Source organism: Actinobacillus ureae ATCC 25976 (assembly GCF_000188255.1).
In the GTDB taxonomy this organism is placed as follows: domain Bacteria; phylum Pseudomonadota; class Gammaproteobacteria; order Enterobacterales; family Pasteurellaceae; genus Actinobacillus; species Actinobacillus ureae.
In genome coordinates this window covers 1,439,211-1,457,685 of the sequence record NZ_GL831080.1, presented here as the reverse complement: position 1 = coordinate 1,457,685, position 18,475 = coordinate 1,439,211, and the positions used below count along the sequence as shown (strand labels likewise).

At 37.9% G+C, this 18,475-nt stretch carries 18 protein-coding genes; 12 read left to right on the top strand and 6 right to left on the bottom strand.

Annotated elements, in window-relative coordinates; all coding sequences use genetic code 11:
* Positions 1–138: 138 nt before the first annotated feature.
* Together fadR and HMPREF0027_RS06830 are read left to right on the top strand one after the other, a co-directional pair.
* Positions 139–867, top strand: coding sequence for a fatty acid metabolism transcriptional regulator FadR (fadR, locus tag HMPREF0027_RS06835; protein WP_044024459.1), 729 nt, complete (start codon positions 139–141; stop codon positions 865–867).
* Between the two features lie 8 nt (positions 868–875).
* Positions 876–1,946, top strand: coding sequence for a PhoH family protein (locus HMPREF0027_RS06830; protein WP_005623409.1), 1,071 nt, complete (start codon positions 876–878; stop codon positions 1,944–1,946).
* A 106-nt stretch (positions 1,947–2,052) separates the two neighbouring features.
* Here HMPREF0027_RS06830 and tkt read toward each other — a convergent pair whose 3' ends face one another.
* Entirely contained in the window at positions 2,053–4,059 is a 2,007-nt protein-coding gene (gene tkt, locus HMPREF0027_RS06825; RefSeq protein ID WP_005623407.1) for a transketolase, read from the bottom strand.
* Positions 4,060–4,438: 379 nt separating this feature from the next.
* On the opposite strand from tkt, the gene rpmE reads away from it, so the two are divergent.
* Both rpmE and HMPREF0027_RS06815 read left to right on the top strand, forming a co-directional pair.
* The gene (gene rpmE / locus HMPREF0027_RS06820) at positions 4,439–4,651 is read left to right on the top strand and encodes a 50S ribosomal protein L31 (RefSeq protein ID WP_005623406.1); all 213 of its coding nucleotides are present in this window, start codon (positions 4,439–4,441) and stop codon (positions 4,649–4,651) included.
* A 77-nt stretch (positions 4,652–4,728) separates the two neighbouring features.
* Positions 4,729–5,550, top strand: a complete 822-nt coding sequence (locus tag HMPREF0027_RS06815; RefSeq protein ID WP_044024345.1) for a glycosyltransferase family 25 protein — start codon at positions 4,729–4,731, stop codon at positions 5,548–5,550.
* Positions 5,551–5,583: 33 nt separating this feature from the next.
* On the opposite strand, the gene HMPREF0027_RS06810 is transcribed toward HMPREF0027_RS06815, so the two are convergent.
* Entirely contained in the window at positions 5,584–6,615 is a 1,032-nt protein-coding gene (locus tag HMPREF0027_RS06810; protein WP_005623402.1) for a glycosyltransferase family 9 protein, read from the bottom strand.
* Between the two features lie 52 nt (positions 6,616–6,667).
* Between HMPREF0027_RS06810 and HMPREF0027_RS06805 the strand changes: the two genes are divergently transcribed.
* Positions 6,668–7,699, top strand: a complete 1,032-nt coding sequence (locus HMPREF0027_RS06805) for a glycosyltransferase family 9 protein (protein ID WP_005623400.1) — start codon at positions 6,668–6,670, stop codon at positions 7,697–7,699.
* Positions 7,700–8,584 carry an HTH-type transcriptional activator IlvY gene (gene ilvY / locus HMPREF0027_RS06800; protein ID WP_005623398.1) on the top strand — a complete coding sequence of 295 codons (885 nt, stop codon included), beginning with the start codon at positions 7,700–7,702 and terminating at the stop codon, positions 8,582–8,584.
* A 68-nt stretch (positions 8,585–8,652) separates the two neighbouring features.
* Here ilvY and xthA read toward each other — a convergent pair whose 3' ends face one another.
* Positions 8,653–9,456, bottom strand: coding sequence for an exodeoxyribonuclease III (xthA, locus tag HMPREF0027_RS06795; RefSeq protein WP_044024344.1), 804 nt, complete (start codon positions 9,454–9,456; stop codon positions 8,653–8,655).
* An 89-nt stretch (positions 9,457–9,545) separates the two neighbouring features.
* Positions 9,546–10,922, bottom strand: coding sequence for a Na+/H+ antiporter family protein (locus tag HMPREF0027_RS06790; protein ID WP_005623393.1), 1,377 nt, complete (start codon positions 10,920–10,922; stop codon positions 9,546–9,548).
* A gap of 482 nt (positions 10,923–11,404) precedes the next feature.
* On the opposite strand from HMPREF0027_RS06790, the gene HMPREF0027_RS06785 reads away from it, so the two are divergent.
* Entirely contained in the window at positions 11,405–11,713 is a 309-nt protein-coding gene (locus tag HMPREF0027_RS06785; RefSeq protein ID WP_005623391.1) for a CBU_0592 family membrane protein, read from the top strand.
* 39 nt (positions 11,714–11,752) lie between these two features.
* Here HMPREF0027_RS06785 and ttcA read toward each other — a convergent pair whose 3' ends face one another.
* Both ttcA and yfbV read right to left on the bottom strand, forming a co-directional pair.
* On the bottom strand, positions 11,753–12,706 hold the full coding sequence (ttcA, locus tag HMPREF0027_RS06780; protein WP_005623389.1) for a tRNA 2-thiocytidine(32) synthetase TtcA: 954 nt from the start codon (positions 12,704–12,706) through the stop codon (positions 11,753–11,755).
* A 168-nt stretch (positions 12,707–12,874) separates the two neighbouring features.
* On the bottom strand, positions 12,875–13,309 hold the full coding sequence (yfbV, locus tag HMPREF0027_RS06775) for a terminus macrodomain insulation protein YfbV (RefSeq protein ID WP_005623387.1): 435 nt from the start codon (positions 13,307–13,309) through the stop codon (positions 12,875–12,877).
* Between the two features lie 142 nt (positions 13,310–13,451).
* Between yfbV and HMPREF0027_RS06770 the strand changes: the two genes are divergently transcribed.
* The 5 genes from HMPREF0027_RS06770 (at position 13,452) to glnE (ending at position 18,449) form a co-directional block, all read left to right on the top strand.
* Positions 13,452–14,171 (top strand): hypothetical protein, encoded by a 720-nt coding sequence (locus HMPREF0027_RS06770; RefSeq protein ID WP_005623385.1) that lies wholly within the window; start codon positions 13,452–13,454, stop codon positions 14,169–14,171.
* Positions 14,172–14,185: 14 nt separating this feature from the next.
* Entirely contained in the window at positions 14,186–14,737 is a 552-nt protein-coding gene (locus tag HMPREF0027_RS06765; RefSeq protein ID WP_005623384.1) for a septation protein A, read from the top strand.
* The gene (gene yciA / locus HMPREF0027_RS06760; RefSeq protein ID WP_005623383.1) at positions 14,724–15,191 is read left to right on the top strand and encodes an acyl-CoA thioester hydrolase YciA; all 468 of its coding nucleotides are present in this window, start codon (positions 14,724–14,726) and stop codon (positions 15,189–15,191) included. Before HMPREF0027_RS06765 ends, yciA begins: the two co-directional genes overlap by 14 nt.
* 24 nt (positions 15,192–15,215) lie before the next feature.
* Positions 15,216–15,497, top strand: coding sequence for a YciI family protein (locus HMPREF0027_RS06755; protein WP_005623382.1), 282 nt, complete (start codon positions 15,216–15,218; stop codon positions 15,495–15,497).
* Positions 15,498–15,569: 72 nt separating this feature from the next.
* Positions 15,570–18,449, top strand: a complete 2,880-nt coding sequence (glnE, locus tag HMPREF0027_RS06750; RefSeq protein WP_005623381.1) for a bifunctional [glutamate--ammonia ligase]-adenylyl-L-tyrosine phosphorylase/[glutamate--ammonia-ligase] adenylyltransferase — start codon at positions 15,570–15,572, stop codon at positions 18,447–18,449.
* Positions 18,450–18,475: the final 26 nt, after the last annotated feature.

Sequence of the window (18,475 nt, the reverse complement as noted above, 5' to 3'; positions counted from 1 at the left end):
GCTAATTGTAATCTAGTTTAGATTAAAGGATAATAGCACTTATTCCATATTTCTGTGGGTGTTTTTTGATTTTGGATAAGAATCGTTTCTTTATTTTTGCGCCATTTTCGCAAATTATGTTATGGGGGCATAAACATGATGGACAGATCTTATATTTTAAAAGCTCAGAGTCCAGCTGCTCTTGCAGAAGAATATATAGTTAGAAGTATTTGGGATAATAAATTCCCTGCAGGAACAGATTTACCGGCGGAGCGAGAGCTTGCAGACCGTATCGGGGTGACTCGTACAACGTTACGAGAAGTGTTACAACGATTAGCCCGTGACGGCTGGTTACACATTCAACATGGTAAACCGACTCGTGTGAATGATGTTTGGGAAACAGCAGGTCCAAATATTATTAGTACGATTATTAAATTAGACAAATCGTATTTACCCGTCATTATTGCTAACGTGGTTTCATTACGTACCCGTATGGCAGAGTTTTATATCCCCGAAGCCGTCAAATTAAATCCAGAAGAATGTGTTCAGTATTTTGCACAATTAGATTCCTTACAAGATTCGGCTGAAGCATTTGCCAAATTTGACTATACATTATTTAGACAGTTTACTTTTTCGGCAAATAAACCTGTGTACGCCTTGATTTTAAACAGTTTTAAAGGAATGTACCACCAAGTTGCGAGCATTTTCTTTGCAGATCCGGTTTGTCGTCAACTTACTCTTGCTTTTTACCGAGAATTATTAAAAGCTTGTGTAGAGAAAGATGCGGAGAAAGCAGCTAATGCAATGGCTCAAAATCGTCAATCAAGTAGCGAAATTTGGGGCAAACTTTTACAAAGTATCCCAGAAAATTTTGGTGAACTAAAATAGGATATATTTTGAACGAAATTCTCTTAACTTTAGAACCTCAAGACAATGCACGCTTGCAATCGCTTTGTGGCGCGTTTGATGAACATTTAACTTTAATTGAGAAAAGTTTTAATCTCACTATTGCTCGTAGCGGTTTCTCTTTTTCGATTCAAGCCGATGACGAGAACCATTATTCGGTGACATTAATCCAAAATGCGGCAAAGCTCTTAAAACAGCTTTACATTGATACCGCACCAATTAAAGGTAAAATCAAAGAATTGGATTTGGAAGATATTCATTTAGCTATTCAAGAAAGCCGAATGTTACTTCAAAATCAATGGAATGTTGGAGGACAAGGAGAGATTTCAATCAAAACGAAGCGAGGTGTGATTAAGCCGAGAGGTGAACATCAGCAAGCTTATTTAAGAAATATTCTTAGTTACGATATTAGTTTCGGTATTGGACCAGCTGGCACAGGAAAAACATTTCTTGCCGTTGCTGCCGCAGTAGAATCGCTTGAACGTCAAGAGATTCGCCGAATTTTATTAACTCGTCCGGCAGTTGAGGCAGGTGAAAAACTCGGTTTTTTACCCGGCGATCTTGGGCAAAAAATTGAGCCGTATTTAAGGCCTTTATACGATGCTTTATTTGAAATGTTAGGTTTTGAAAAAGCACAAAAATTAATGGAACGTAATGTGATTGAGATTGCGCCTCTTGCTTATATGCGTGGGCGTACCTTAAACGATGCGTTTATTATTTTAGATGAAAGCCAAAATACTACGACGGAGCAGATGAAAATGTTCTTAACTCGTATTGGTTTTAATTCAAAAGCGGTAATTACAGGGGATGTTACGCAAGTAGATTTACCTCGTAGCCAAAAGTCAGGTTTAAAACACGCAATGGAAGTGTTGAAAGATGTGCCTGATTTAAGTTTTAATTATTTTGATAGCCATGATATTGTCCGTCATCCGGTGGTGGCGAAGATTGTACAGGCTTATGATGTTTGGGAAGCAGAGGATGAACAGCGCCGTGAGCAACGTCGTTTGGAAAAACTTGCTCTAGAACAGCAAAAAATTTTAGAACAAGCAGAACAGTTATAAGAGATAAGCGGTTATTTTGGTAAAAAATTTTGCAAATTTGACCGCTTATTTATTAATAGAAAAAAGGCGAGAAGATTATTCTCGCCTTTTGTATTTTTAAGTGAAATTATAAAATTTCTTTCGCTTTCGCTACAACATTCTCAACCGTGAAGCCGAATAGTTTGAATAACTGATCAGCCGGTGCAGATTCACCGAAGCTATTCATACCTACGATACGACCTTCAAAGCCAACGTATTTATACCAGAAGTCAGATAATTGTGCTTCGATAGCTACACGTTTTGTTACTGAACGTGGTAACACAGATTCACGATATGCTTCATCTTGTTTATCAAACACATTTGTGCTTGGCATTGAAACCACACGTACTTTTGTACCTTCTGCTGCTAATACATCAGCCGCTTTCATTGCTAAATCAACTTCGGAACCTGTTGCGATAAGAATTAAATCTGGGCAACCGCCTTTTTCACAGCATTCACGTAAGATATAACCACCACGTGCTACATTTGCTAATTGTTCAGCAGTACGTTCTTGTTGAGTAAGGTTTTGACGAGTGAAAATTAATGCACTTGGGCCGTCTTTACGTTCAACCGCTGTTTTCCACGCTACCGCTGATTCTACTTGATCAGCTGGACGCCATGTTTCTAAGTTCGGAATGAAACGTAATGATGCGGTTTGTTCCACTGGTTGGTGAGTTGGACCGTCTTCGCCTAAGCCGATAGAATCGTGTGTATACACGAATAATGAACGTTGTTTCATTAATGCTGCCATACGAACTGCGTTGTGCGCATATTCATAGAACATTAAGAAGGTTGCACCGTAAGGAATAAAACCACCGTGTAATGCAATACCGTTCATAATTGCAGACATACCGAATTCACGCACACCATAGTTAATGTAGTTACCATCCACGTTATGATCTGCACGGATTGGTTTTGAACCAGACCATAAAGTTAAGTTAGAACTTGCTAAGTCTGCAGAACCACCTAAGAATTCAGGTAAGATATGTGCATAAGCTTCAATTGCATTTTGTGATGCTTTACGGCTTGCGATCGCTGCAGGGTTAGCTTGTAATTTTTCGATAAATGCTTTGCTTTCCGCTTCCCAGTTCGCTGGTAAATCGCCAGCCATACGGCGTTTAAATTCTGCCGCTAATTCAGGGTGTGCCGCTTCATAAGCTGCAAATTTAGCATTCCATTCTTTTTCTACTACCGCACCTTGTGCTTTAGCATCCCAATCTGCATAGATTTCTGCCGGAATTTCAAATGGTGCATATTCCCAATTAAGCGCTTGGCGTGTTAACGCAATTTCATCGTTACCAAGTGGTGCTCCGTGGCAGTCGTGTGATGCCGATTTGTTTGGAGAGCCGTAACCGATGATAGTTTTACAGATGATTAATGTTGGGCGATCTGTTTCCGCTTTTGCATTTTCAATCGCAAATTTGATTTGTTCCGCATCATGACCGTCTACATTTCGGATAACTTGCCAGCCATAAGCTTCAAAGCGTTGTGCGGTGTCATCAGAGAACCAACCGTCTACATGACCATCGATTGAAATATTATTGTCATCGTAGAAAGCGATTAATTTACCTAAACCTAAAGTACCGGCTAATGAACAGGCTTCATGCGAAATACCTTCCATTAAACAGCCGTCACCTAAGAATGCATAAGTGTAGTGGTCAACAATTTGGTGGCCTTCACGGTTAAATTGTGCGGCTAATGTTTTTTCTGCAATCGCCATACCTACAGCATTGGTGATACCTTGACCTAATGGACCAGTAGTGGTTTCAACGCCTGGAGCATAACCATATTCTGGGTGACCTGGGGTTTTAGAATGTAATTGACGGAATTGTTTTAAATCTTCAATTGAAAGATCATAGCCTGTTAAGTGTAATAAGCTATAAATTAACATTGAACCATGGCCGTTTGAAAGTACGAAACGGTCGCGATCAGCCAATTTAGGATTGGTTGGATTGTGCTTTAAAAAGTCGCGCCATAATACCTCAGCGATATCTGCCATACCCATTGGGGCACCCGGGTGACCAGAGTTAGCTTTTTGTACTGCATCCATACTTAAGAAGCGAATTGCATTCGCTAATACTTTACGTTCTGCCATGTGTTTACTCCTAGACAAGAAAGTGACAAAAACTCTATAAATAGATAGATTTAGTTAATGAGATTAATTCTACACTATTTTTGAAGTAATACTCAAAAAATCTCTAGAGAAATCTGTGATCTTCTTCACAAAATATGAGAAAAAGTTGATTGAAAATGATTTGTTTTGATTAAGTTACATAATGGGGATATTTTGTGGAAAATTATGTTAATTGGTAAGGCTGAGTATTGATCTTAATGACTAAATACCATAGAATACGCACTCTTTTTGGCGTCGAGCAGATGCTCGGCATATTATTTATTCACATATGGTACTTATCAGCGGATATACGTATGTATAACAAGATAAGTGGCGATATGGCTTCATTAGAGGTTTTCCAATGAAACAAGGTATTCACCCAGAATATACAGAAATTACTGCAACATGTTCATGCGGTAACGTAATCAAAACTCGCTCAACAGTGGGTAAAAACTTAAATCTTGATGTGTGCGGCAACTGCCACCCATTCTATACTGGTAAACAACGTGTTGTTGATACTGGTGGTCGTGTTGAACGTTTCAACAAACGTTTCTCAATTCCAGGCACAAAATAATTTCCGAATTATTGATAAAACCCCGCATTTGCGGGGTTTTGTTGTATATAAAAGACCTATTTGAGGTAATGATATTAATGAATATAAATTTTGTGATTAGCTTGGTTAATGCCAATGTTAGAAGAAGTCATATTAATAATGAATTTTCTAAACGAAATATTCCATTTCAATTTTTTGATGCTTTACAGCCATCAGTATTGTTAGAGCAGTATATTGCAACAACACTTCCTGGTTTAAAGGTTGCGAATTTATCAGAAGGTGAAAAAGCCTGTTTTATGAGCCATATGGCATTATGGGAGAAATTAGCTAATAGTAAAAATAATTATATGGCTATTTTTGAAGATGATGTTATCTTAGGTAAGAATGCTGATAAACTTTTTTCTAGTTATGATTGGTTAGAAGAGCGTTTTGCTCTAAATGATAATTTAATTATTAGGCTAGAAACTTCTTGCATCGCTGTAAAAAGAGTAGGTTCAGAGGTTGAAAACGTTTTAGAAAGAAAGTTTTCTTTACTTGATTCAGAGGAGTTTGGTATGGCTGGTTATATTTTATCAAGAAAAGCAGCCGTATTTTTACTGGATTATTTCAAAAGCTTAGATGGTAAATCTATAAAAGCTATTGATAAATATTTATTTGGTGATTTAATTAGAAATAATAACTTACATATTTATCAATTAGAGCCTGCAATTTGCATACAAGAAGATAAGTTAAATAAGAAAAAATCGACCTTAATAAGTCAATTGGAATATGATAGAAGAAGAATAGAAAATAATAATAAAAAACAGGAAAATAAAGGGATAATATATATGATTTATAAATTGCTCACAAAATGGAAGCGAATGAAAGAGAAAAAGAGAAGTGAGCAAGAACGGCTTAATAATATGATTAAATTTGAATAGAATGAGGCTCCCTTTAATAAAAAGGGAGCTTTTTTATACTCGTTTTTTAAGTTGTTCATTTAACCATATAGATGCTGATCCCATATCAAAATCATAAGTATCGCTCGCACTATTAGATATATTTTTACCAGTTAATATTAGAGAATCTACACCATTCTTAACAACTGGTGCCCACATATTTGTTAGTTTAGGGCTATTAGCGTAGAACGCTAGCAATGGTTTCGCACAAGCACAAGCTACATGAATGCCTCCGCCGTCTACAGAAATTACAATATCCGCAGAATTTACGAAAGCAAAGTATTCTAAAATATTCGTTTTAGGACTTAATACTACATCGAAATTTAAACGTTCAATATAATCTTTAGCGCCATTAGTATTTGTTACTAAAAAATCAATCTTCTCAAGGTAAGAAGAAGGAACCTGTTCAAGTAATATTTTCAACTCTTGTGGAGGAATTTCACTTTTGCTACCTTGTGGATTCAATAAGACCCTTATTGATTTATTCTTATTCCAAAATTTTTCTACTTTTTCGGAATGTTCCATATTAAATGGTACGGTATAAGAAATATCAGATTTAAGGTTGTTTTTTAATATGGAATAATTTAAGTAATTCTTTATATGAGTATATTGGGGCACCTTAACCGAAAAGTCATAGTTTCTCACACTATTTAGATGATAATGTTTTTTAGGCTCTTTGCCGAAATTTACAATAAATTTGGGAGATAAACTCCAATCTAAAATAATACTTTTAGTTGTAAATGAAGGCATAAAATCAAGATATAGATCCCATTTCTTCCTTTCCTGAATATAAGTCTGAAAATTATCTTCCAAAATAACGTCAATAAATCCAGCATTTTTATAGATTAGCTTATTACGCTCAGTAACTAAAACACCTATTTTGATATGTGGGTTAGCTTCTTTAATTTGTCTTAGATGTAAGGTGTGTACGATTGCATCACCAACAGCATCGCCGATAGGTTTAAGTAAAATTGAGTTGATATCGTTAAAATTGAATTCATTTTTGAGTCTTTTTGTACCAAAAAGTTTTATAACTAAAGATTTCATCTCTATAATATGTTCCGTATAAGCTATTGAAATAGTCGTATGGTATGTAAAAATGAATATGAAAGCAATGTTAAGAAGAATTAGATTGGCATTAGGCAAATTGTTGCTAGATAAAAAAGTAGCATCGAATACTTTAGAAGCGATTCCCAAAAAAATCTTATTTCTTCGCCAAGATGGGAAAATTGGGGATTACATCGTCAGTTCATTTGTATTTCGGGAGATAAAAAAACAATCGCCGGCAACGCATATCGGGGTGGTTTGCTCTCGTAATAATGCTTATTTATTTGAGCATAGCCCTTATATTGACCAATTGTATTTTGTACGCACCAAAAATATTGGTGATTATTTAGCCTGCGGTAAGCAACTGGCAAAAGAACAATATGATGTTGTTATTGATCCTACTGTCACATTACGTAATCGGGATCTACTTTTTTTACGCACGATCAATGCCAAAATGTATATCGGATATGATAAATCAGACTATAAGCTTTTTACGTTAAACGTACAGAATGAACAGCAACATTTTGCTGAGATCTATAAACAGGCACTGGAACTTGCCGGTTTTACCAATATTGATATCCAGTATGATATACCGAGAGATGAAAAGAGTGTGAAAGCTGTACAAGATTATTTATCAGAAAATCAGCTTGAGCATTTTATTACGCTGAATTTATTTGGTGCAGGATCAGCTCGCCGTTTTAGTGATGAGAAAATGATGGAATTAGTGACTTACCTGTGCAAGGTTAGCACAAAGCCCATCCTTTTACTCACATTTCCTGAAGTGACACCTAAATTGAAGCAGATTGCCGCTCAGCTTGAGAATGTCTTTGTTTATGAAAACACGCAAACTGTGTTCGATACGATTGAACTGATTTATCATTCGGACATATTGATTTCGCCGGATACTTCAACAGTACATATTGCCTCGGGTTTATCTAAGAAAATTATTGGTTTTTATAGTTCGGATGAACAGAATTTTATTCATTGGCATCCGAATAATAAGGCAGAAACTTATGTTTTACACTTTAAGCAAAGTGTGAATGATCTTGATTTTAATCAGATAAAACCAGAATGGTTAAACTAAATGGAATTCCAATCCCTTAAACTGTTTTTAGATATTGCGCAAACCCGAAGTTTTATTCGTTCGGCTGAAAATAATTATATGAGTGCGTCTACATTGACGCGCCATATTCAGCGGATTGAAGAAGAGCTAGGGCAGCCGTTATTTATACGGGATAACCGACAAGTTCGCTTAACGGAAGCGGGTGAAAAGTTTTTAGTATTTGCGAAACAAAGTTGGTCTGATTGGCAACAATTACAGCATCAGCTTTCACCGATACAAGGTCAGTTAGAAGGCGAATTAAAAGTGTTCTGTTCGGTAACGGCGGCTTATAGCCATTTACCGCAAATTTTGGAGCATTTTCGTCAGGCACATCCGAAGGTAGAGATTAAGCTGAGTACTGGCGACCCGGCTCAAGCGGTGCATACGGTGCATTCTTTTGAAGCGGATATTTCCTTAACCGGTAAGCCGGAGCATCTGCCGAACAGTATTGTGTTTCATTATATTGATGATATTCATCTTTCGGTTATTGCGCCACGGGTGGCATGTGCAGCAACACAATGTTTGCAGCAACAACCGATAGACTGGCAAAATATTCCGTTTATTTTGCCGGTTGACGGGCCGGTTCGAAAGCGAATTGATCGTTGGTTTAAAGAATTAAAAATTAAAGAACCGAAGATTTATGCAACAGTTGCAGGGCATGAAGCGATTGTGCCGATGGTTGCGTTAGGCTGTGGTGTGGCATTGTTACCCGATGTAGTCATCAAACACAGTCCGATGAATAATCAAATTTCTTATTTGAAATTGCCTAAACCGATATCGCCGTTTGAGCTAGGAATTTGTGTACAAGAGAAAAGGTTACAAGAACCGATTATTAAAGCATTTTGGGAATTGTTACCGAAAGACTAAAAACAACAAGCGGTTAAATTTTAAGAATTTTTTGCAAATTTCTTCCTAAATTTTAACCGCTTGTTTTTTTATTTAAATACCGCCCAAACCGGTGCGTGATCGGATGGTTTTTCCATTGCACGGATTTCTAAATCAATCCCTGTTTCAACACAATGTCCCGCGAGGCCTTTTGAGGCTAACACTAAGTCGATTCGTAGGCCTCGATTATCATCAAATCCTTTCGAACGATAATCAAACCACGAGAATTTGTCGTTAGCTTGTGGGTTCATTACACGGAATGTATCGACTAAACCATAGTTATATAAACGATCTAACCATTCACGTTCTTCCGGTAGGAATGAACATTTACCGTCGCGCAACCAACGTTTGCGGTTTGGCTCACCGATACCGATATCTAAATCGGTCGGGCTAATATTCATATCACCCATAATCACAATCGGATTTTCCGGAGTCAGTTCAGTTTCTAAATAATGCTGTAAATCTGCGTAAAATTTTTCTTTTGCTGGGAATTTGGTTTCATGCGCACGATTTTCACCTTGCGGGAAATAGCCGTTTAACACGGTAAGTACACCAAATTCTGTTTCAATATCCGCCATAATCATACGCTTTTGTGCATCAGCATCATCGGTTGGGAAACCTTTACGCACGGCAAGCGGTTCTTTTTTGGTTAAAAGCGCCACACCGTAGTGTCCTTTTTGCCCGTGATGAAACACATGATAGCCTAAATGATTGACTAAATCCCAAGGGAAATCTTCATCAGCCACTTTGATTTCTTGTAAACCAATAACATCCGGCTGATGCTTTTCAATCAGCGCTTCTAGCTGGTGTGGGCGGGCACGTAACCCATTAATATTAAACGAAATAAACTTCATAAATAAAATCCAAATAGAAACCACGGATAAGGCAAACAAGCGGTCATTTTTTTCGCAAAAATTTGCATTACCCGTGGCGTAAGTAAAAATTAGAGCGTCATTGCAGCAATCCAACCGAACACTAGTAACGGAATATTAAAGTGTAAGAAGGTTGGCACAACAGAATCCCAGATATGATCATGTTTCCCATCAGCATTTAAACCTGATGTTGGACCTAATGTTGAATCAGATGCCGGAGAACCTGCGTCACCTAAAGCGGCTGCTACACCTACGATAGCCATAGTCGCTAATGGAGAAAAACCGAATGATACACATAATGGCACGTAAATAGAGGTAATAATCGGCACAGTTGAGAATGATGAGCCGATGCCCATCGTAATAAATAAACCGACAATTAACATCAATAACGCAACCATTTCTTTACTTTGAATCGAACCTCGTAATGCTTCAACTAATTCAGGTACTCCACCGGTTGCGTTTACTACACTTGCGAAGCCGGATGCGGCAATCATCACGAAACCAATCATCGCCATTAAACGTAAACCGTCTTGGAATAAATCATTGGTTTGTTTTAGTTTAAATACACCGCCTAATGCAAAAATAATTAAGCCGACTAAACCGCCCATGACAGTTGAGTTAGTAGCTAATTGCACCGAACAAGTTGCGATAATAGCAACAATACTTACACCGATATGGAATGGTTTTACTTTTGCTACGCGGGCAGCAACTTCATCAGCGGTCGGTTCTTTTACATTTTCTACATAAGTACGAGGCTTACGGTAAGAAACAAAAAAGGCAAATAGTAAGCCTAAAATCATACCTGATACAGGAATTGCCATTGCTTTAGTCATTTCTGATGTGGTGGCAACTAAATTGAATGTTTGACCGGTTTGGTTGATATTTTTAACGAGAATACTTTCAATAAAAATTTGTCCGAAACCTGCTGGAATTAGCATATAGGTTGCAGTTAAACCAAAAGTTAATGCGCACGCTACTGCACGACGGTCAATTTTTAATTGATTCATTACGCTTAATAATGGCGGTAATAAAATTGGAATAAAGGCAATATGAATCGGAATTAAGTTTTGTGATGACATTGCAAATGCAGTTAACACAAATAACACGATGTATTTAAACCAAAATATCGAGCGACCGGACGGTTGTTTGCCAAAAGCGGAAATCACTTTATAAGCGAGTAAATCGGTTACGCCGGATTTAGAAAGCGCTACAGCGAATGCACCAAGAACCGCATAATTCATTGCCGTTTCTGCACCGCCGCCTAAACCACCGGTAAATTTTTCGATAGTCTTGGTGAGTGCTTCGAAGAGGCTCATACCATCAACACCATAGAAACCGATAACGCCACAGGTAAGGGCAGCAATAATTAGCGCAATTACTACGTTAATTCTGAGTAAACTCAAAGCAAGTAATACGATAATTGAGATAACAACTTCGTTAGAGAACATTGTGTTTTACCTTTTTTGTAATAAATTGGAAATAGTCTTTTAATGTAACGTAAAAAATAGACTTGTCGAGTATTTTTTTACAGAATGAATAAAATTGATTTTTCCTTATAAGCACTAACGGTCGCCTTGATAAACAAAACGACTAATTCGTCTATTTTAATAGAGAAAATCGATTAAAAAATACCAATTTTTGGGGCGGTGGAATGGATGATTGACTAAAAAATGGTCGGTTGAATTAATTCTATAAATAGGGTAAATAAAGAACAGAAAATTTCTGAAAAAGACATATTAGCGTAGCTAAAGGAGAGCAAACGATTACCAAAAATATCTTGGGCTTTATTGTGTGAAAACTAGCAGAATAATAGCGGTTTAAGAGGCTAATTTTTCATTTTATACATACAGAAACTGGGGTATACTCCGTTTCCCTCTCTAAAAAATGTAGGGGAATTTGCCTTTGCAAATTCAATAATAACGGAGGAAAAATGAGTGGTATGTTGAATCTTGGTGCGCTTAACGCATCTCAGCTCGAAATAGTGAATACGTCAGCACATATCGTTGGTTTTATTGGTATGGCGTGTGTCGTATTGGCATTTTGGTTTGTAGTAAGTGAACGCTGGAAGCCAACTTCATTGTCGCATAATATTTTAAACGGCATTGGCGCAGTGTTACTTATTCTGAGCTTGTGTGTGCATTTTAATTTAGGTTCGTTTGTGATTGAAATTTTCTGGATTTCAATCTCTGCAATGGGTATTTATAAAAACCTAACGAGACGTAAATTAGTTGCTGCTTAAAAACGAAAAGAGCAAACGTAAAAGTTTGCTCTTTGTTTTTTATTGAACTTCTTTAAATTGAATCATACCGTTTTCATTATAATCAGCTTGCTCGTCTTCATCCTGAATTAACGGTTGATTTGGAATTTCCGCTTTATCAAAAGCAATATCGCCTTCCACACCTTCTAATATTTGACCACGTTTTAACCCTTTAAAATCAAACAGGCTCGGATCACAAAGATGAGAGAGTGTGATGTTCTGCATTGCACTAAACATCGTTTCAATTCGTCCGGGGTATTGACGATCCCAAGTTTGGAGCATTTCTTTTACAACTTGGCGTTGTAAATTCGGCTGAGAGCCACATAGGTTACACGGAATAATCGGGAACTGTTTGGCTTGCGAATATTTTTCGATATCTTTTTCTTTGCAGTACGCTAACGGACGAATCACGATTTGTTTACCATCGTCCGAAATAAGTTTTGGTGGCATAGATTTTAATTTACCGCCGTAAAACATATTTAAGAATAAGGTTTCCAGCATATCGTCACGGTGGTGACCAAGCGCAATTTTCGTTGCACCGAGTTCGGTTGCTGTACGATATAAAATACCGCGACGTAAACGTGAGCAAAGTGAACAAGTCGTTTTACCTTCCGGAATTTTCTCTTTTACGATGCCGTATGTATTTTCTTCGACAATTTTGTATTCAACACCGATAGATTTTAGATATTCAGGCAAAATGTGTTCTGGAAAGCCCGGTTGTTTTTGATCTAAATTTACCGCCACAATATCGAAGTGAATCGGTGCGCTTAGTTTGAGGTTGAGCAGAATATCCAGTAATGTATAGCTGTCTTTGCCGCCGGATAGGCAAACCATCACTTTATCGCCGTCTTCAATCATATTAAAATCGGCAATTGCATTACCGACATTGCGGCGTAAACGTTTTTGTAATTTATTGAAATTATAGGCAATCTTTTTTTCTAGTTGAGTATTCGTTGATTGAGTATCTTGATTCATAATTGTGAATTTTTAAGTAAATGTTCGGTTCGGTATATGAGATAAAAAATGAAGTCCGCAATACTAAAGCCTTCAGTATTTTTTACAAGCATTTCATTTGATGTTTTTGTCGATAGATAACTCTCTATCAGCAAACAGGCGGTCTAATTTTAGCATTTTTTTGTAATTTTAAAGCTTATCAAAATATTCATTGCCCCACGTTTGTTCGGCAAGTTGCAATAAGTTGGCAAAATCTTGATAAGAGGGCATCGCTTGGTCTTCGACTTTTTTATTTTCATTAATCAGTTTTTGTTTTAATTCTTGATACCAGCCTAATAGTGAAAGTGGTAATGGAGAAGCCGCACGTTTTCCTAACCAATATAAGCCTTGATACGGCAAGCTTAATGCAAATAATGAAGTGATAATTGCATTAGCGAGAATAGATTGGCTCGGATCAGCAAAAAAGTATTGCCATAAAATAGCAAAACAAGCAAAAGCAGGCATAAAGCGAGCGGCTAATTTCACTAATCGGATTAACCGATAATCCGGCATAAACAACCTTAGCTTTTTTTGATTCGGATAAGTGTTAAGGTAACGTTGACCCGCTTGAAATGTTGCATTCATAATGATAACTGTGTACAAAAAAATGATAGAAACAGCATAGCATAAGTTTTATCCATCGAAAACGCACAGATTTTAATGCAGTAACGGCGAACTGTTGCTATACTTTACAACAATTTTTTACACCTGTTAGAAGGAACGATAAATGCCAATTAAATTTCCTGACTTATTACAAGATAGCTGGAATTTTATCCGTAATCAACGTACGTTTTCTCTTTATGCAATGCTCTTGTTTTGTATTTTACAGCTGGCAAGTTTATTTCTTATGCCTCGTACGGGAAATGCTCAAGCTCAAAGTGCAACGATGACTTTGGCTGATTTATTTCCATTATTATTTATGGGCGTAGCCAATATTTTTATTACAACATTGTTAATTTTAAATATTAAAGCGATTAACAATGCTAATTTTAGTCATTTTTTTCAGAACCTATCAACTACACTTACCAAGTTATTCCCAGTAATTTTGTTAAATATTATTATGGTTCTGCCCCTCTCAGTTGGTATGGCTTTTCAAGTGTTTGGTGCACAAACTGGAAATGGTTTAGTCTTGTTGGCTTTTCCGTTAATTATTAGCGGCGCATTTTTATTTATTAAATTGTGTTTATCGGTTTATGCTTATTTAGTAGAAGAGCTACCAAGTGTAGGAGATACAATCCGTTTTACGTGGCAACTAAGCCGAGGTAAGGGCATTGCGTTAGTACTGTTCTGTGTGATTGCTTATTTTGTCCCTCAAATCTTAATGTCATTTGTGAGTCGTTTAGGGGATAATGTGACTGGACTTGTGCTAACTGTGTTTATCAGTTCATTTTTTTCCTTATTCATCACTGCATTTAGCTTCCGTTTTTATCAAGCGTATCGTCAATAGAAGGGTAAGGCAATATGAAACAATTACTTGAGTTTATCCCGCTAATTTTGTTTTTTGCGGTTTATAAATTATATGGTGTGCAGCAAGCTGCAATAACATTGGTGATCGCAACGGTCGTTCAATTGATTGCATTACAAGTGCTTTATAAGAAAATAGAAAAATCACAGTGGATTATGGGAATTTCGGTGGTTTTCTTCGGGATCTTGACCGCTTATTTCAATGACTTAAATTTCTTGAAATGGAAAGTCACCATCATTAATGGTCTGTTTGCCGCTGTATTATTAGTCAGCCAATTTGTGTTTAAAAAACCGATTATTCAGATGCTATTAGGTAAAGAACTCACGTTACCTACGCAAGTTTGGAATAATCTTAATTTAGGTTGGGCAGTGTTTTTCATTATTTGTATGCTGCTGAATATCGTGATCAGTCATTATTTTTCTGATGATGCATGGGCAACATTTAAAACGTTCGGATTTACGGGGTTGAGTTTAGCTGCTGCAATTGCAACCGGCGCTTATCTTTATCCTCACCTTAAAAACTTGGAGAGTACCAATGAGCAAAAATAAACCTTATGACAGAGAGCCGGAAGGAAAACTGATTTTAAGAACCTTAGCGATGCCTTCCGATACGAATGCAAACGGTGATATTTTCGGTGGCTGGATTATGTCACAAATGGACTTAGGTGGGGCGATTCTTGCTAAAGAGTTGGCTAAAGGCAGAGTAGTTACGGTAACGGTAGATAAAATGATTTTTCACCTTCCGATTTCGGTTGGTGATGTTGTGTGTTGCTACGGTACTCTCGTTAAAGTAGGCCGTTCTTCAATGCAAGTGAAAGTGGAAGTGTTTATTAAGCAGGTTTATGAAGGTGCCCGAGAACGTTTCCGAGTAACAGAAGCTTTATTTACTTATGTTGCAGTAGATAAAGAAGGTAAATCTCGTGCGATTCCACGAGAAAATAACCCAGAATTAGATGAAGCGTTAGCAATTTTGGAACAGCGCCTCATTAATGAAGCAAACTAAAAAATAATAACCGGAGGAAGTTATATGTACTACGTAATCTTTGCACAAGATAACCCAAACACATTAGAAAAGCGTATGGAAGTTCGCCCTGCTCACTTAGCTCGTTTAGAAAAATTACAAGTTGAAGGACGTTTATTAACGGCAGGCCCAAATCCAACCGAAGACGGCACTGGCGTAACAGGTTCGACAGTGATTGCTGAATTTGCGTCATTAGCGGATGCGCAAGTATGGGCTTCTGAAGATCCTTATGTAGAAGCTGGCGTTTACGGTGATGTAATCATCAAACCATTTAAAAAAGTGTTTTAATCTCATTTTCTCAATAGGCACAAGCGATTTCGTTTGTGCCTTTTTCTCGTCCAATTTTTGAAAGAGGCATATATGTTTGCTCAAACCGATCTTTCCGAACTCGTGGCGGAATCTTATTTGCAAAATTCTGACAAAATCCGACCGCTTGCTATTGCCATTGGAATGTCGAATTTTGTGAAGCAGACGCTACAAAAGCAACCGCAATTCTTGCAAACATGGTTAGTGGAATATCCTTCTGTTGCAAATGCTGGCAATTATGCAGAGCGTTTAGCTACCATTTTAGGGCAGGTAAAAGATGAAGCACAGTTATCGCAGGAACTACGTTTATTTCGTCACCGTGAAATGGCGGCGCTCAGTTTTCTGCAATCGAATAAACTTGCCAGCGTAGAGTTTGTGTTCGAGCATTTATCCGATTTGGCGGAGACGATAATTATCGGCGCAAGAGATTGGTTGTTTCAGCGTTGTTGTGAAGAATATGGTACGCCGATGAACTCGCTGGGCGAACAGCAAGAATTGCTGATTTTAGGGATGGGAAAATTAGGTGGACGAGAACTGAATTTTTCCTCAGATATTGATTTGATTTTTACTTATCCGGATGCGGGCGAAACTGTCGGCGGGCGTAAACCGATTGAGAATAGTAAATTCTTTATTCGTTTGGGACAGCGTTTAATTAAAGCGTTAGATGAAATTACATTAGACGGCTTTGTGTATCGTACCGATATGCGTTTGCGTCCGTTCGGCGACAGCGGAGCGTTAGTGCTAAGTTTTACCGCAATGGAAGATTACTATCAGGAACAAGGGCGAGATTGGGAACGCTATGCGATGATCAAAGCCAAAATTTTAGGCGAAGATCCGCAGAATATTAACCATCGTTATTTGCGCCAAATATTACGTCCGTTTATGTATCGCCGTTATTTGGATTTCAGCGCGATTCAATCGTTGCGTGAGATGAAGCAGAAAATCAGCCGAGAAGTAGTTCGCCGTAATTTAACCGATAATATTAAATTAGGTGCATGTGGTATTCGAGAGATTGAATTTATTGTGCAAACTTTCCAAATGGTACGTGGCGGCAGAGATAAAATTCTTCAAGAACGCAGTTTATTGCGAGTGTTGCCTCGCCTTGCCGAATTAAAATTGCTCACCGAACAGCAAACTCAGCAATTATATGATGCTTATATATTCCATCGTCAGGTCGAAAACGTGCTGCAAGCGATTAATGATAAGCAAACGCAAACGTTACCGACCGATGAGCAAGATCGAGCAAGAGTTATGTTTGCTTGCCAATCTTATTTGCAAAAAAATGCGGAAAATCAACCGCTTGTGGTGGAATACAACATTCATAATTGGCAAGATTTTTTACAGATACTGGAACAACACCAGCACAATGTGCGAGCAGTATTTAATCAGATTATCGGCGAAGAAGAGGATGATGAAGAGTCACCGCTTAATGAAAAATTAGCGGTTTGGCAGGATATTTTACATTATCAAATCAGCGAAGAAGATTTAGCGGCAGTTTTGGTAGATTATCCGGTTAGTCAAAGTGATTACAACGATATTTTTAGACAGCTTTCCAGCACGTTTCAGGATTGGGTGAAACGCACGATTGGTGTACGAGGTCGGAATGTACTGCGCAAGTTAATGCCTAAAATTTTAGATATGGTGTGCAACAGAGAAGATTATTTAGTGGTATTGCCTCGTCTGCTTAATATCGTAGATAAAATTACCTTGCGAACCACTTATTTGGAGCTTTTGCAAGAAAGAGAACAAATCCTACCGCTTCTGATTACCTTGTGCAGTCAATCGATTATGATTGCCGAGCAAATTGCTCGTTATCCGATGTTATTGGACGAACTCATTATTCAAAACAGTCTTACGCAAGTGTTGGCATTAGAACAGTATAAAACCGCATTGAATGACTATTTAATTCGGATTCCGGAAGAAGATGAAGAGGCATTGATTGATGCCCTACGTCAATTTAAACAGAGCCAAATTTTGCATATTGCGGCAGCGGATATTTTAGGCGTATTACCGGTGATGAAAATCAGCGATCACCTTACTTATTTAGCGGAAGCGATTATCGGTGCGGTAGTGAATATGGCGTGGAAATCCTTATCGCAGCGTTTTGGTGTGCCGGATCATTTAACCGATACGGAACAAGGCTTTGCCGTGATTGCTTATGGGAAATTAGGCGGCATTGAGCTTGGCTATAATTCGGATTTAGATTTAGTCTTTTTGCATAACGCACCGCAAGATAGCGAAACGACCGGCGCAAGAAAGTCGATTTCCAGCCACCAGTTTTACTTAAAATTAGCGCAAAAAATTAATTCGATTTTTAACTTAAATACCAGTGCCGGCGTGCTTTATGAAGTGGATATGCGTTTGCGACCATCAGGCGAAGCAGGTTTATTAGTCAGCACGGTGAGCGCCTATGAGACTTATCAGCAAAACGAGGCGTGGACATGGGAATCACAAGCGTTAGTACGTACTCGTTGTGTTTATGGTTCGCAAGAACTGTCGCAAGCCTTTGAACAGATTCGCCGAGCAACCTTAGCAATGCCTCGAACAAGCGGTCAATTACGGCAAGAAATTTATGAAATGCGTTATAAAATGTATCAACATTTAAGCCATAGTGATAACGCCCATTTTGATCTGAAAAAAGATAAAGGCGGTATTACCGACATTGAATTTATCGCACAGTGTTTAGTGTTGGAATATGCTCACCAGTATCCGCAAATGGCGGTTTGGTCGGATAATGTTCGTATTTTTGATTCAGCGGTGGAATGCGGCATTTTGTCTTTCGCTGACGGTGAAAGGCTGAAACATTGCTATACGGCGATTCGCAACCGTATTCACCATTTGAATTTGTTGCGTAGCCCAAGTGTGGTGAGCCCAGACGAGTTTGTCGAAGAGCGTGCTTTTGTAGCGCAAATTTGGCAGCGAATTTTTGGGTAAGGTCAGATAGCGGTTAAATTTGCAAA